At 68.2% G+C, this 12,528-nt stretch carries 14 protein-coding genes, 1 tRNA gene and 6 pseudogenes; 11 read left to right on the top strand and 10 right to left on the bottom strand.

The genetic code is table 11. The features are described from left to right. Window positions 1-36: 36 nt before the first annotated feature. Window positions 37-325: pseudogene (locus tag OHS71_RS40810) on the top strand (ATP/GTP-binding protein); the annotation flags it as partial. Between the two features lie 213 nt (window positions 326-538). On the opposite strand, the gene OHS71_RS40805 reads toward OHS71_RS40810, so the two are convergent. The 3 genes and pseudogenes from OHS71_RS40805 to OHS71_RS40795 all read right to left on the bottom strand — a co-directional run bounded on the left by OHS71_RS40805 (window position 539) and on the right by OHS71_RS40795 (window position 2,456). Then, complete coding sequence (locus tag OHS71_RS40805; RefSeq protein WP_328484325.1) at window positions 539-967, bottom strand: ester cyclase; 429 nt, start codon at window positions 965-967, stop codon at window positions 539-541. A 153-nt stretch (window positions 968-1,120) separates the two neighbouring features. Further along, window positions 1,121-1,258, bottom strand: a pseudogene (locus tag OHS71_RS40800) (alkene reductase); the annotation flags it as partial. Window positions 1,259-1,664: 406 nt separating this feature from the next. Next, a complete protein-coding gene (locus OHS71_RS40795; RefSeq protein ID WP_328484324.1) occupies window positions 1,665-2,456 on the bottom strand; it encodes an SDR family NAD(P)-dependent oxidoreductase in 792 nt (263 codons plus the stop codon). A gap of 259 nt (window positions 2,457-2,715) precedes the next feature. Here OHS71_RS40795 and OHS71_RS40790 point away from each other — a divergent pair, with 259 nt between their 5' ends. Together OHS71_RS40790 and OHS71_RS40785 are read left to right on the top strand one after the other, a co-directional pair. Beyond that, the gene (locus OHS71_RS40790; RefSeq protein WP_328484323.1) at window positions 2,716-3,282 is read left to right on the top strand and encodes a TetR/AcrR family transcriptional regulator; all 567 of its coding nucleotides are present in this window, start codon (window positions 2,716-2,718) and stop codon (window positions 3,280-3,282) included. A 229-nt stretch (window positions 3,283-3,511) separates the two neighbouring features. Further along, window positions 3,512-3,867 (top strand): annotated as a pseudogene (locus tag OHS71_RS40785) (telomere-associated protein Tap); the annotation flags it as partial. 99 nt (window positions 3,868-3,966) lie between these two features. On the opposite strand, the gene OHS71_RS40780 reads toward OHS71_RS40785, so the two are convergent. Further along, complete coding sequence (locus OHS71_RS40780) at window positions 3,967-4,704, bottom strand: hypothetical protein (RefSeq protein ID WP_328484322.1); 738 nt, start codon at window positions 4,702-4,704, stop codon at window positions 3,967-3,969. Between the two features lie 199 nt (window positions 4,705-4,903). On the opposite strand from OHS71_RS40780, the pseudogene OHS71_RS40775 reads away from it, so the two are divergent. Next, a pseudogene (locus tag OHS71_RS40775) lies at window positions 4,904-5,215 on the top strand (helicase associated domain-containing protein); the annotation flags it as partial. Between the two features lie 368 nt (window positions 5,216-5,583). Here OHS71_RS40775 and OHS71_RS40770 read toward each other — a convergent pair. Both OHS71_RS40770 and OHS71_RS40765 read right to left on the bottom strand, forming a co-directional pair. Next, window positions 5,584-6,045 (bottom strand): hypothetical protein, encoded by a 462-nt coding sequence (locus tag OHS71_RS40770; RefSeq protein ID WP_328484826.1) that lies wholly within the window; start codon window positions 6,043-6,045, stop codon window positions 5,584-5,586. A gap of 207 nt (window positions 6,046-6,252) precedes the next feature. Further along, window positions 6,253-6,416 (bottom strand): annotated as a pseudogene (locus OHS71_RS40765) (IMP dehydrogenase); the annotation flags it as partial. Between the two features lie 53 nt (window positions 6,417-6,469). On the opposite strand from OHS71_RS40765, the gene OHS71_RS41465 reads away from it, so the two are divergent. The 6 genes from OHS71_RS41465 to OHS71_RS40740 all read left to right on the top strand — a co-directional run bounded on the left by OHS71_RS41465 (window position 6,470) and on the right by OHS71_RS40740 (window position 9,507). Then, window positions 6,470-6,601: a hypothetical protein gene (locus tag OHS71_RS41465; RefSeq protein ID WP_443047192.1), complete on the top strand. Its 132-nt coding sequence runs from the start codon at window positions 6,470-6,472 to the stop codon at window positions 6,599-6,601. 348 nt (window positions 6,602-6,949) lie between these two features. Continuing rightward, window positions 6,950-7,023 (top strand) — tRNA-Met (locus tag OHS71_RS40760). Window positions 7,024-7,442: 419 nt separating this feature from the next. Further along, a complete protein-coding gene (locus OHS71_RS40755) occupies window positions 7,443-7,859 on the top strand; it encodes a polyketide cyclase (RefSeq protein WP_328484321.1) in 417 nt (138 codons plus the stop codon). Further along, window positions 7,859-8,287: a MarR family winged helix-turn-helix transcriptional regulator gene (locus tag OHS71_RS40750; RefSeq protein WP_328484320.1), complete on the top strand. Its 429-nt coding sequence runs from the start codon at window positions 7,859-7,861 to the stop codon at window positions 8,285-8,287. Before OHS71_RS40755 ends, OHS71_RS40750 begins: the two co-directional genes overlap by 1 nt. Window positions 8,288-8,496: 209 nt before the next feature. Continuing rightward, window positions 8,497-9,030 carry a GNAT family N-acetyltransferase gene (locus OHS71_RS40745; protein ID WP_328484319.1) on the top strand — a complete coding sequence of 178 codons (534 nt, stop codon included), beginning with the start codon at window positions 8,497-8,499 and terminating at the stop codon, window positions 9,028-9,030. A 132-nt stretch (window positions 9,031-9,162) separates the two neighbouring features. Then, window positions 9,163-9,507 (top strand): hypothetical protein, encoded by a 345-nt coding sequence (locus OHS71_RS40740; protein ID WP_328484318.1) that lies wholly within the window; start codon window positions 9,163-9,165, stop codon window positions 9,505-9,507. Between the two features lie 75 nt (window positions 9,508-9,582). On the opposite strand, the gene OHS71_RS40735 is transcribed toward OHS71_RS40740, so the two are convergent. Beyond that, the gene (locus OHS71_RS40735; RefSeq protein ID WP_328484317.1) at window positions 9,583-9,906 is read right to left on the bottom strand and encodes a hypothetical protein; all 324 of its coding nucleotides are present in this window, start codon (window positions 9,904-9,906) and stop codon (window positions 9,583-9,585) included. An 11-nt stretch (window positions 9,907-9,917) separates the two neighbouring features. After that, window positions 9,918-10,301, bottom strand: a pseudogene (locus OHS71_RS40730) (transposase); the annotation flags it as partial. Between OHS71_RS40730 and OHS71_RS40725 the strand changes: the two are divergent. Continuing rightward, window positions 10,281-10,682, top strand: a complete 402-nt coding sequence (locus tag OHS71_RS40725; RefSeq protein ID WP_328484825.1) for a hypothetical protein — start codon at window positions 10,281-10,283, stop codon at window positions 10,680-10,682. The pseudogene OHS71_RS40730 and the gene OHS71_RS40725 overlap by 21 nt on opposite strands. A 164-nt stretch (window positions 10,683-10,846) precedes the next feature. Here the strand turns inward: OHS71_RS40725 and OHS71_RS40720 are convergent, their stop codons facing one another. Continuing rightward, window positions 10,847-11,800 (bottom strand): hypothetical protein, encoded by a 954-nt coding sequence (locus tag OHS71_RS40720; protein WP_328484316.1) that lies wholly within the window; start codon window positions 11,798-11,800, stop codon window positions 10,847-10,849. A gap of 467 nt (window positions 11,801-12,267) precedes the next feature. After that, window positions 12,268-12,447, bottom strand: a complete 180-nt coding sequence (locus OHS71_RS40715; RefSeq protein WP_443047144.1) for a hypothetical protein — start codon at window positions 12,445-12,447, stop codon at window positions 12,268-12,270. Between the last annotated feature and the right edge of the window lie 81 nt (window positions 12,448-12,528).

The raw sequence follows: 12,528 nt of genomic DNA, 5'->3' as shown, positions 1-12,528 counted from the left end.
CAGTAGCGCCTTCAAGAAGATCGTGACCTGGCCATCGCTGGCGACCATGAGTGGACCCCGGAGCAGCCGGAGGACTACCGGTTCGTGGTCCTGAAGACAGTGCGCCGTCTGCTGCTGCTAACCGCGGCCAGCAGGGCGGAGCCCGGCGTGGCCTGATCATCTCCGGGCCGGCGACCACCGGGAAGACCACCGCGATGCAGCAGCTCGGGCGCACCGTCGACTCGCCGACCGGCGCCGCCATCCGAACCAGGACGGGCGTCTGCCGGTCCTGTTCATCACCGTGCCGCCGTCCTCCACCCCGAAGATGCTCATCAGCGAGTTCGCCGGCGGGCCCGGGCACCGCACCGCCACCGGACGCCCCCGCAACGCCAGCCCTGAGTGGCGGCGTCTGCCTCAACCGTCCGTCCCGCTCCCCGGTTCGGCCACTGCTCGGGGGCTTGGGCACCCAGTCGTGGCCGTAGCCGCCCGGCGACGCCGCGGCCGGTGCGCCTGCCCCTTGCGAAAGGGTGGAACAGGCCTCAACTCACGTACGCCCCGCTCAGGACTGGAGCTGGGCGAAGAGCGTCGCCAGGTCGATGAGGCCCCAGTGCTCGGTGAGCTTCCCGTCGGCCACCTTGAACATGCGGAGCTCCAGCACCTTGATCGATCGGCCGGTGGCGGGAGTGCCGTTGAAGGATCCGGTGTTCGTGCCGGTGAGGATGAAGCTGACCGCGAACCAGTCGTCCTCGGCGATGACACGGACCGGCGTGGCGGCGAAGTCGGGGACCGCGTCGAGGAACGACGCCAGCACCGCGCGGGTCTCCTCGAGGCCGGTGGCGGTGCCGTCGGCGGCGTGGTTGCGGAAGTCCGGCGCGTACAGGGCGAACAGGGCGTCGAGGTCACGCAGGTTGACGCGCCTGACGTACTCATCGGCAAGGCGGTGCAGGTCGGCGGTGGACGCTTGGGTTTCGACTTTCGAGGCAGACATGTGCTTCCCCAATGTGGATGGACGGAGCGGCTCCACCCCGGTGATGGACAGCGGAATCGGGTCGAACCGGCGGGTTGGACGAGCAGAATCCGGCGATGGCGCCGGGCAGCGGCTGCTGCTTCTCGCGGAGGCGATGCGCCCGGCCGGGGTTGGTCAGGCGGTGAGGGTGGGGTAGTCGGTGTAGCCGGCCTCGTTGCCGCCGTAGATGGTGGCGGGGTCGGGGGTGTTCAGCGGGGCGCCGGTGCGGACTCGCTCGACCAGGTCGGGGTTGGCGAGGGCCATGGTGCCGACGGTGATGACGTCGGGGGCCATCGCCAGCCGGTGCGGCAAGGGGATCTCTCCGACGGTCGTCGGGTTCCACAGGGCGTTCGACATGGATGTTTCCTCAAATGAGGGGTGTGAGAGAGCCACGGGGTGGCGGGTTGCCGCGAGAAGCGTGTATCCGGTGAGTGGCCTGATGGGCCCGGGTCCTTGCACCATGGAAGGCAGCTGCACGGACGGGCAGTCGACGGTGCGGACGGGCTTGCCGTGCACATGACCGCCACCACTGCGGTGCCGGACCCCGGCTGTTTGTTGGGCGAGGAGAAGGTGGCGAGTGTGCCGGTCTTCCCGCACGCCGCACGACGCATCGGCCTGGTGCGACAGCGGCGTGCCGTTGTCGCAGAGGGACTCCCCCGTACGGGAGTCGCAGCGATGATCAGCCGCGGTAGCGATCAGCCGGGACCCGCAGCGACAAGTTCGGGACGAGCGCCTGACGCGCCTTCTCGAACGCCTCCCAGTCGCTGATCTCCGGCAGCGACAGGATGGTGACGGGCTCCCCGGCGTCGAGGCCGGCGAGCGCCGCGTCGACTGCGTCGTCCACGTTCATGACGATCTCGTCGGGGAACGTCGCGAGGTCGACGCCGGAGCTGTCCCAGAGATCGGTGCGGACGGCGCCTGGCAGGACGGCCTGCACCGTGACGGGGCTCTCGGCGAGTTCCTGCTGCAGGGCCTGGGTGAACGTCAGCACGTAGCTCTTGGTGCCGCTGTACACGGCGCTGATGGGCATGATGTTAAGGGCCATGGCGGAGGAGATGTTCACGACGGTGCCGCGTCCGCGGGCCGTCAGGCCCGGCAGGACCGCGATGGTCAGCCTGGTCAGCGAGGTCATATTGAGGTTGATCAGCGCCTCGTAGGCCGCCGCGTCGGAACCTGTCAGCGGCGTGAGTAGCGCAGCGCCGGCGTTGTTGACCAGCATCTCGATGCTCTCATCGGTCCGCAGCCGCTCCTCGACCACGGCGATCTGCGCCGCATCGGTGAGGTCGGCGGAGACGACGTCCACCGCGCGGCCCGTGCGCCTGCGAATGTCCGTTGCCAGCGTCTCCAGCCGCGCAGTGTTCCGGGCCACCAGGATCAGGTCGTAGCCCCGGTCGGCGAGCCGCTGTGCGTAGGCGGTGCCCAGGCCGGCGGAGGCGCCGGTGACGACAGCGGTCTTGTTCTGCGTGGTCATGGGGGATCTCATTTCTGGGCCGGCGGATGAGCAGGGGCCGAAGCGTCGACCCCGCTTTAGATTACGATAGATATCTAAAGCGCTCCGGTCAACGCCCGCGATCCCGTCAGCCACCGCCCGCGGTCGGAGACCGAAGCGGATCCACAGGCCCCCGCCTTGCGGCAGCGAGAAAAAGCCGTACGGGAAGGGTCTCGCGGCCGACCGTCGGCGCTGCGCGTACGATAGATGCACTTAACTATCTAACGTGGGCAGGTGAGTGATGAGTCGCGTTTCGCAAGCACAAGCGCTCGAGAACCGCAGGCGTGCGGTCGCCGCGGCCTCCCAGCTCTTCCGGGAGCGCGGCGTGAACGGCATCAGCGTCGCCGACCTGATGAAGTCCATCGGGCTGACCACGGGTGGCTTCTACAAGCAGTTCCCCTCCAAGGAGGCCCTGATCGCCGAGGCGGCTCAAGCCGCTTTCGGGGACCTCGACGCACTCCTGGCGTCGTTCGATACGGACCACGGCGATCACGACACCGCGCGCGGCGCCCTTCTCGACTTCTACCTGTCGGCCGAGCACCGTGAACAGCCCGGCACCGGTTGTCCCACCGCGGGATTCGCAGGGGACATGGCTCGCGAGCCCACAGCCGGGGAGGTCCGCGACACGTACGCGGCCGGGGTCGAGGAATTCGCGGCGTGGATGTCCACCGACGACCAGGACGGCCTTCCCGTGGTGGCCACTCTGGTGGGCGCGATCCTGCTCGCCCGGGCCACAGCAGGCACAGAACTGTCGGACAAGATCCTGGAGTCGACCCACAAAGCCCTGACCGCACCACACGGGCCTTGACCCGGATCGGGACGGGGCTGTGCGACTGGGATCCGGCGCCACACAGGTAGGCAATCTCCGGAATCCCAGCTGTACGCGGTGGCGGTAGCCCTCCGGCCGCCGGCTCCTCCCGAAGCAAGGCCATCGGGCTCTTCACCATGATCATGATGGTGGGGGCCTTGCAAGCCCAATGCAGTTGGACGTTCCGCACCCTTGTTCACCACGTCCACAGCGGTCGGAAAGCGCGCCGCGGCGGGGCCGGGCCGAGACGGCGGCGCCGCCGGCAGCCGACCCGCGCTTCCCGCACGGCCCTCTCGCGGGCCTGGACGGTGACGGCAGCGCGTACGGCGTCGACGGGATCGTGCTCGACTGCCCCGCGACAAGCGTGGTGGAGCGGGAGTGGACGCTGCACGAGTCCGCCTCGGCGCGCCGCGTCTGCACCGCAACGGCAAGGACTCCGATCCGCTGATCGTTCTCACCGCTGCGGCCGCCGTGAAACTCGGACTCCCCGAGCGCCTGGAGGGCCACGAGCAGCGCCGTTCTCTGCGGCTGCCTGAGGATCATCGGGTGGTGAAGCAGGTGGTGAAGGCGAAGTGGCGGCTCACCCTGCTGAGCCGAAGCACGATAGGTGTCACATAGACAGGCTTGTTGTCACCGGAGGTCAGCAGGCCCGGCCCCGGCCTGCGGGACGGGCGTGTCGTCCGGTCAGGGCGTGGGCGAGGCGTTGGTGAGCGACATCCACTGGCGTACGGTCTCCTGGTGGGAACCGATCGCCGTGCTTGCGGCCACTGCCTCCGCATCTCCCTCGGACCACGGCATCCCTGCATGGGCCAACAGGGCGAGCGGCCACTCGGGGCCCGCTCCGTCGAAGGCGGTCCAGTCCCAGGGCCCCTTGAACTGCCACGCCCGCCCTGCTGCGTCGGCGACCTCATCGCCGGGTGAGAGGGCCGCGTAGGGGCGCATCAGCAGCTCGAAGGCGTAGGGGATTCCGTTGCCGGGGTGGAGGGCGTAGCCCGTGCCGTCGAGATGGCTCCCGTCTGGGTAATCACGGTAGGACAGGCCGCGGCGCAGCACGGACACAGTGTGGTGGGGGCGCGGCAGCCAGCCCGTCTGCCGCGGCGGGTCGTGGTGATCGACAGCCGTCACGTGCACCACCGTCGGTGGTATTCCGACCTGGCAGAGGTCCCCCGCCTCCAAAAGCCCGGGGAGTGGATCGGTTCGGAACAACTCCATCTCCACCTCAGGCGCGGCACGCCCGCCGCCGTTCACGCCCAGGGCGACGATCCCGTTCCAGTGCACGAAATCGCTGTCAGCGTCGATGTCCCACCACGGCCATCGCACCGACACGTGACCCCACCGCACAGCCTGCTCGACTCTGGCCGGCGTGAAAGGGCAGGAAACCGACAGCACGTCACCGACCCGGAAATCACCCGCATCCGTCATAGGGCCAGGCTAGAGGGGCAGCCTTCACGATCTGTGGGGCCCTACCAGCCAGACCGAACCGCTCGGGCCTCCCACAGCCGGTTCAACGGCTTTGCCCTGGGGGTGGCTGTCGAACAACCGGAAATGCCCCGCGACGCCACCCGAACACGTCGCGGAACTCGAGGCACCGGATCCGTGGTGGCGGTCACCGTGGACGGTGATGTGGCAGCACTTCTACTACAGGCCCGCGACCACACCCGCGCCCGCGGAGCCCTGCGGCCCGAACACGGCTTCCCCACCACCGGCTTCGGCCTGGGCGAATGGCTCTACAACCACCGGCCACGACAGCCTGCACCCCGGCCAGCGGCGCCTCCTGGCCGACATCGGCCTCACCCACGAGACGGCTCGGGCGGCCCGGCCCCGCCGCAAGCACATGGCCACCCACTTCCAGCGCGTCCTCGCCAGCGCCCGCACCTACACCGACACCCACGGCACGCTGGCGACCGCGACCACCGACACCGTCCAGGACGGACTCAAGCTGGGGCATTGGCTGTCCAACCAGCGCAGCAAGGACGGCGCCTACCAGCTACGTCACAGCGGACGCGGCAGGCTGCGCCAGGGCGCCGGCGTGGAGTCACGGCTCGGAGTCGAGCGGGGCCTGGCCGGGGCCGAGGACGCGCCGTCTGGTGCGCACGCCGGGGCGGCGTCGGCGGTCGGTTCGGGTAGCCGGTCGGCTGCGCGCTGCGCGGCGGTGCCGGGCCGGCCAGCGGGTTCTGTAGCGGTGGAGGTGGGGCGGGGGCCGGTTCCCAGAGGGCGGCGAGGGGTGCTCACCGGCCCATCCTGGCAGCCCCGGACACCCCATCGAAGTTTGAGCCGAGAAGGCGCTCAGGGGCAGTCAGCTCATCGCCGCTCAGCAGCCGCTGCCCTCTCATCTTGCCAATACAGCACGAGGAAGAGCGCGAGGAGGAGATCGTCGGACAGCGCCTCGGCCTCGCCGGGCAGCCTCACTCGATGGGGTCGGCTGCCGAGCCGGTCGTAGAAGATCTCGAGAGGGCCAATGGCCCGCACACGGCTGCCGAGTTGGTCGTATCTCAGTTCAAGAAGGCCGATGCACAGCAGTCGGGAGGCCACCTTGCTGTGTGTGCAGCTCCACTGGCCCACGGTGCGAGGCAGGCCGGCCCACCGGCTGTAGGTGATCTCGGCGGCGCCCACGGAGCGCAGACGCGTGCCGAGTCGGTCGTATTCGAGGGTCCATGAACCGAGGGTGCGGGGTCGGTTGCCCAGCTGGTCGTAGGTGATCGCCGCACTGCCGATACCACGCAAGCGGGCACCGAGCATGTCATAGGTCAGCTCGACATCCATGTGCCGCCTCACTCACGCGACAGAGTCCGCACCGGCCGGGGTCGGTGGTGCGCTGTGTGCCCGACGAGTACGGCCGGGTGGCCCCCGGAGGCTGCCGCGAATCACGAAGGACAGCAGCTTCTCCACGAAGACTGGGTCCAGCTTCACATGTTCGTTGACCTCTCGCACCACGGTTTTCCAGGTGCCTGGCGCTACTGCCGCTGAGCGCTTGACGAGGACCTTGAGGCTCTTGCGGTCGGCCATGTCCTGGTAGGCGGCCGGGACGCCGTCGAGGTTCCTGGTGCGTCGAAGACCTTGCCGGGCTCGATGGCGCCGTCGAGGATGTCAGGCATGAGTTCCTCGATGTAGGCGCGCACCGGTGCGGGTCCGCCGGCATGATCGGGCTCTGCGCGAGCTGTCCACGGTCAGCGCCGACTTCCGCACGATGTGGGCCGCGCACGACGTCCGAATCCGGCCACGAGGTCATCAAGCGGCTACAGCACCCCGAGGTCGGCCTCCTGGAGCTGACCTACCAGTCTCTGGACCTGCCCGTCGCAGCGAGCTGTGCACGGCCTGAGCCTCTACACCGCTGAACCGGGCACCACCTCCGAAGAGCGTCTTAAAATCAGCGCCTTAATCCTCGCCAGCCTGGCAGCCACCCCCGCCGGGGCGACCGAGGCCACCGACCAGCTGCGCTGAGCAGCGACCACCGCAGGTGTGACGGCGACACGGCGGCCGGCTTCCTGCGGCACGTCGTGGACAACCTCACCTCGGCGGAGAGAATGCACAGTTGCTCCTGAAGGCACCTGGACGACTCCGGGACATCGGCCCCCTGGCTGTACCTCAGCCTCGATCGCAGGGGCTGACGGCCACCAAAACAATTCCCGGCCTATGGATGGCCGTTGCTGTACCCTGGTCTTACCGACGCGGGGTGGAGCAGCTCGGTAGCTCGCTGGGCTCATAACCCAGAGGTCGTCAGTTCAAATCTGGCCCCCGCTACTACATTTGGCCCCTTCCACACCTTGGTGTGGAAGGGGCCAAAGCGTTTGTGCGGCCGACCGGTACCTCGCCTGCCCCGCTCGCCGTCGGCCGTGCGTCACTGCGACAGAGCTCGGCTCCGCGCTCGCGCCGGGCGCACTTTCGTTGTTCCTGAGGCTCGGCCGGGCCTCCGCCGCAGCAGCGCATCACCGCGGCATGGCAGCCGCTGAATCAGGTTGGGCCGGGCGTGTCATGCCGCACTACGCTCCCGTCACGAGGTCAGCCGGTTGGCCGGTGTCGCCACGCTCCTGCCAGGACGGTTCGGGCATGCGGCGAGCCGGCGACCGCAACATCCCCTGAGCCAGCGCCGCACCGTAGACAGATACTCTTCGCACAGATAGTCTTTGCGTAGATAATCATTCGAGATGGGGAGACCATCCATGTGGACGTATGAGCACAGCCTTGACACCGACGCCGCGCCCGAGGCGATCTGGCACCTGTGGGCCGACGTCGAGAACTGGGGAGTCTGGAACGCCGACATCGCGAGCATCCGGATCGACGGCCCGTTCCAGGCAGGCGCCGAGATCGTGATGAACCCGGCCGGTGACGACCCGGTGCACCTGCACGTCGCCGAGACCAGCGCCAATGAAGGGTTCGTGGACGAGGCCCGGTTCGAGGGTCTGCTCCTGCGCACCGTCCACCGGCTCGATTCGGGCGAGGAAGGCCGCACCCGGGTCACCTACCGGATGGAGATCACCGGCGCGCACGCCGACGAGCTCGGCCCGCAGATCGGTCCGGCCGTCACCGCGGACTGGCCCCAGACCATCGCCGCTCTGGTCAAGCTGGCACAGCGCTGATGGCCCTCAGCCCCGGCGACAGCCCCGGCTTCCTGCTCTGGCACGCCGCCCTGCGCTGGCAACGCGACATCGCCGCTGCCCTCACCCCCCTGGACCTCACCCACGTTCAGTTCGTCCTCCTCGCCTGCACCTGGTGGCTCAACGAGCACGACGAACACCCCAACCAGCTCACCCTGGCCCGCCAAGCCGGCACCGACGTCAAAATGACCTCCCAAGTCCTGCGCGCCCTGGAAGCCAAAGGCCTCATCACACGCGAAGTCGACCCCGCCGACACCCGCGCCAAACTCCTCCACGTCACCACCGCCGGCGCCGGCCTTGCACCCCGTGCCATCGCCGCGGTCGAGGACGTCGACGCACACTTCTTCCAACCCGTCGCACGCGGCGACGCATTGACCCTGCTCCGCCGCCTGGCCCACCCCGAACCCTGAACCCCCGCGCCAAGGCGCGTTTCCTTCTGGTCGCCCGCGCCGGAATGGGCGGTTCAAGCGGCTCGGATGGTCGGCCGTGTGAATCGCACGGCATGACGGCTCGGCCTGCGGTGCCGGGCGATGTCCCGCAGGGGGCCGGGCGGGGCGATCTCCGCGAAGGTGAAAAGTGGTTTGCCGGTCTGGATGCCGCGTGGCTAGGGTCGCCGTCCGTGACCCCGACTCTGCGCACCGAGCGGCTCCTGTTGGAGCCCTACATCCCTGAGGACGAAGACGGCTTCGTCGTTCTGTTCCAAGACACCAGGGTGTCGCAGTGGATGGGTGACGGCCCTGCCTCCGAAGCAGCAGACCGGGCCCTGTTCGGGCGGATCTTCACGAAGGTCTACGCCCAGGGACTGTTCGATGTCTGGGCTGTCCGTCGGGACGGACTCCTGGTAGGGCATGCCGAGATCAAGCCGACCGACGTCGTCGGGGGCCACGAGATCATCTACGCTCTGGCCCCGGCGGCATGGGGATCTGGCCTGGGGACCGAGCTGGCAGAGGCGATCGTCGCTCATGGCTTCGACACCCTCGCGCTGACCGAGGTCTACGCCACCGTGGCCGCACCGAACAAGGCCTCACTGACCCTGCTGGACAGAATCGGTTTCGCGCATGTCCGGGACATCACAGAGGACGACGGCAGCACCACCCGCGTGTTGGCCCGTCATCTGACTCCGGGCGACGGGTCACCCCTCGCCCGGTCCTGATCTGGGACAACGTCCGCCTCCACCTGACCGCCACCTGCCCGCAGCTCAGGATGCGTACACTGGACGGCCGATCGGCGACAGGGCAGCCTGCCCGGTCAGAGTATGAAACCGCTGGTCAGATACGGTGACAAGATGAACGAGAGCCTGCCTACTGACGTAGCCGACGTGCTTGCGGCAGTCCTGGACGGGGACACCGCGGTTCACATCGCCCTCCAAAGGCAGATTCCGCACCTCAGTGTGCGAGCGCGCTGCACATGTGGGTGTGGCACCGCCTACTTCGAGCTCGACACCAGCAAGGTGGCCGCTGCGCCCACCGGTCCCGGCACGGTCGTGGCGGCCGAAGCGCAGCTCGTCACCGAAGCCGGCGAGTGCCCAGGTGAGGTCCTGGTCTTCACCCAGGGCGGCTACCTCTCCTGGCTGGAAGTGTGCTCATGGAGCGACGACATCGAAGTGACACTGGCCGCCGCCCGTCAGTAGCTGCCGACACGCTCCGGACAGGAAAGGGACGGCGCCAACGCTGGTAATTGTCAAGAGTTGTGGATCAGCAGCGGCTCACCATGATTCGCGGCTCAGGTGCACGAGACCTTGGATGGCGCCCAGGCGGGTGTGCAGAGTGGGCTCTGGGGCCGGTGTGTCGGTGAGCAACAGGACCGGGACCGCCGGGTGTTCCGGGGTGTAGAGGTCATGCTGGCGGTCATCGCCGCGTATGGCGTTCGGCTGGATCTCGATGCGTCCGTACGTGCCCTGGGCGAGGTGGTAGACGCCCCGGTAGTCACTTTCGCGCTCGGTGAAGACCACATCGAGGTGGCCGGTGACGAGGCGGACCAGTTCACTCGCGGTATGTGTGCTGGTCCCGTAGGTGTCGTAGTCGGTCATGGTGGCTGACCTTATGCCGCGAGCGCCTCGGGGCGTTCGAGGAGCTCGCCGCGTTCGAAGCGGGCCCCGGCCCTCACCAGGGCGACTGGGCGGGGTGCGTTGACGGCCCGCCATCGTGCCTGGGCGGACTCGACGAGCTTGAACACCATCGCCAGGGCGGCCGCGCGGGAGCCAGCGCCCTTGGTGACCTTCGTCCGCATCCGCACGGTCGCGAAGGTCGACTCGATCGGGTTCGTGGTGCGCAGACGGATCCAGTGTTCGGCGGGGAAGTCGTAGAAGGCCAGCAGCTCGGCCTCGTCATCCGTGATCTTCTTGACGGCCCTGGGGAACTTCGCCTTGTACTGCTTCTCCAACCCCTTGACCGCCCTGGCCGCGTGCTCCTTGTCCTCGGCGCTGCGACGGGCCTGTCCAACTGGCCGATGCAGCTGCAGCGGGCCGTCACGGACGGCTGCGAGGACTTCACCGTTGCCCGCAAACGAGCGGAAACCCTTACTGGAACCGCCAAGTCGGATGACGGGACGAAAAACGGCGGATACTTTGTCATGAACGCCCAAATGCTCATGACATGTTGGTTGCATGCCGCGGCGCTCGAAGGACTGAGCGGCATGGACATCCTGCGCTGGGCCACCGCCGCCACCGAACGCCAGCCGGTGGACATCCTGTCGGCTCACAACCAGCCCAACCTGGCCCGCGCTCTGGCAGCCCAGCACGCCGCGGCGCCCGAGGAGCGCTCGGCCAGCTGGCGCACCGCCGAAACAGTCCACCATCACCAGTGAACTCCGGCGCATCGGTGTAGAGATCGAGTAATTGTCAATACCTGTGGATCTGAGGTCCTTACCTGATCGCTGCTGCCGATGTCCTACACGACGCCGCACGGAATGCAGCCACCACGGCCACCCGGGCCTCCAGCTGCCGGCACCGCAGCCGCCGTTCGGCGGCTTCAGTCCTGCCGGGTGAGGATGTACCGGTTGCCCGAGTCCGGGTCGCCGATCCAGTAATAGAGCGTCGGCTTGTCCTGCGTACCGCCGAAGGTCATGAACGGCAGCTCGCAGCCCTCGATGTCGAGGCCGATGCCGTCCTCCTGCAAGCCCTCCCTCCAGTGGCCGGTACCGTTGCATTCCTCAGGCTCGTCTTCATACTCCGCGGCGAAGGGATAGCTGTCCGCGCCGTGCGCCACAGCCTTGCCGGAGGCTTCGAGACGCAGCGTGCCGCCGTGGCCGTCGGACCAGGTCCCGGCCAGCTCGCCGGCGGTGAGCCGCGGTGGTTCATACGCCACGAGGATGCCTGCCGGATACGCGGCGATCCCCGCGACGAGCACCACCAGCCACAGAGCCACGCCCCCGCCTGAAGCCGCTGCCACGACGGCCCAGCGGGCTCCGGTGCTGCGTCGACCCGCCGCGGCCCGGGCGACGAGGGTGGCCGGGGCCAGTGCGGCGACGAGTCCGAACCAAAGCAACGGATAGACCAGCAACCCTGCCTCCCCCGACCCGAGCACCAGCGAACCCACGACGCTCGCGACTGCGGCGGCCACCGCGGCGATCACTCCCAGGCACCACCACCAGCGGTCCCGCCGGCCCTTCCGCCGGGTAACCCACTTCGAGAGCAGATGCAGCGGAAGCACCGCGACCGTCGATCCGAAGACGGCGAAGAGGGCCAAGGAGATCGCCATCACGACGGCCGTCACCAGATACCCGAACAGCGCCGGGAAGCCGCCCGCCAGGAACCACTCGTCCTGGAAGCTCAGCAGATACGCCGCCGTCACCACAGTCACCGCCTCGGCGCCGAGCATCACCGCCCCGGCCAGCCAGGCCGCCCAGGCACCGCTCCCCGAGGGACGTCCTGGCTGGGGCAGCAGTACCGCCTGTCCCCACCCCGCAGGCATGGTCTGTGTCATGCACACTCCTCCGTCGTCTGTCCAGGCCAGGCGCAGTGTGCACCGGTGCAGAAAGGTATCTGCACCGGGGTCATGCCACCAGCGGATGTGTGCCACCTTCGTCGCACTGGCTCGGCGGCCGATGGGCCGAAGGTTGGGTGGGCTGGTAAGCAGGTGTTCCGTCTCATGGCACCTCGCCTCCGTCTCACCTGAGCTTGTTCAGCTCGCCTGCCAGAGACGACCTCATGTGAGACGCAAGGCGCGAGCGTTCTCATGATTCGGTCACGATGAGGTCGAGTCCGTGATCGGGGTGCACGGTTGTCGGTGATGACGCGTCAGACACTTTGATCACCAACGACCGCTTCCGTCGTTCCGCCGCCGACGCCGCGCGGTGGGTCATCTCACCAGCCGAGAGCGCTCACGCCCTGGGCCAGAGGTGCAGGTCAGGGCTGGATGAGTAATCGTCAAGGCCTGTGGACCGGTTGAGGTCAGGTTCGTTCGGGTGGGTTGATCGCGACGAGTTCGACCTCGAAGCCTTCATCGTTCTCTAGGTAGGCGGCGTAGTGCTGTCCGCCGCCGGCGTACGGATGCCGCTCGGAGAACATCAGCTGCCAGCCGTGCTCGGCAGGGTCGGTGGCCAGTTCCTCGACCGTGGTGGTGTCCTTCACGTGGAAGGCGAGGTGGTTCAGTCCTGGCCGGCAGCGATCGTGGCGTTCGGCCGTGAGGGCCGGGGACCGCTCGATGACGAG

The sequence above is a fragment of the Streptomyces sp. NBC_00377 genome (genome assembly GCF_036075115.1).
GTDB lineage: Bacteria > Actinomycetota > Actinomycetes > Streptomycetales > Streptomycetaceae > Streptomyces.
This window is presented reverse-complemented; position numbering and strand designations above follow the sequence as displayed.

What these genes read in the sequence shown, in the direction of transcription:
- OHS71_RS40805 (WP_328484325.1), bottom strand. Translation starts at nt 967, where the DNA reads ATGTCTGCCTCGAAAGTCGAAACCCAAGCGTCCACCGCCGACCTGCAC.
- OHS71_RS40770 (WP_328484826.1), bottom strand. Translation starts at nt 6,045, where the DNA reads ATGGATGTCGAGCTGACCTATGACATGCTCGGTGCCCGCTTGCGTGGT.
- OHS71_RS40735 (WP_328484317.1), bottom strand. Translation starts at nt 9,906, where the DNA reads ATGACCGACTACGACACCTACGGGACCAGCACACATACCGCGAGTGAA.
- OHS71_RS41465 (WP_443047192.1), top strand. Translation starts at nt 6,470, where the DNA reads ATGTGGGCCGCGCACGACGTCCGAATCCGGCCACGAGGTCATCAAGCG.
- OHS71_RS40755 (WP_328484321.1), top strand. Translation starts at nt 7,443, where the DNA reads ATGTGGACGTATGAGCACAGCCTTGACACCGACGCCGCGCCCGAGGCG.
- OHS71_RS40790 (WP_328484323.1), top strand. Translation starts at nt 2,716, where the DNA reads ATGAGTCGCGTTTCGCAAGCACAAGCGCTCGAGAACCGCAGGCGTGCG.
- OHS71_RS40720 (WP_328484316.1), bottom strand. Translation starts at nt 11,800, where the DNA reads ATGACACAGACCATGCCTGCGGGGTGGGGACAGGCGGTACTGCTGCCC.
- OHS71_RS40750 (WP_328484320.1), top strand. Translation starts at nt 7,859, where the DNA reads ATGGCCCTCAGCCCCGGCGACAGCCCCGGCTTCCTGCTCTGGCACGCC.
- OHS71_RS40795 (WP_328484324.1), bottom strand. Translation starts at nt 2,456, where the DNA reads ATGACCACGCAGAACAAGACCGCTGTCGTCACCGGCGCCTCCGCCGGC.
- OHS71_RS40740 (WP_328484318.1), top strand. Translation starts at nt 9,163, where the DNA reads ATGAACGAGAGCCTGCCTACTGACGTAGCCGACGTGCTTGCGGCAGTC.
- OHS71_RS40780 (WP_328484322.1), bottom strand. Translation starts at nt 4,704, where the DNA reads ATGACGGATGCGGGTGATTTCCGGGTCGGTGACGTGCTGTCGGTTTCC.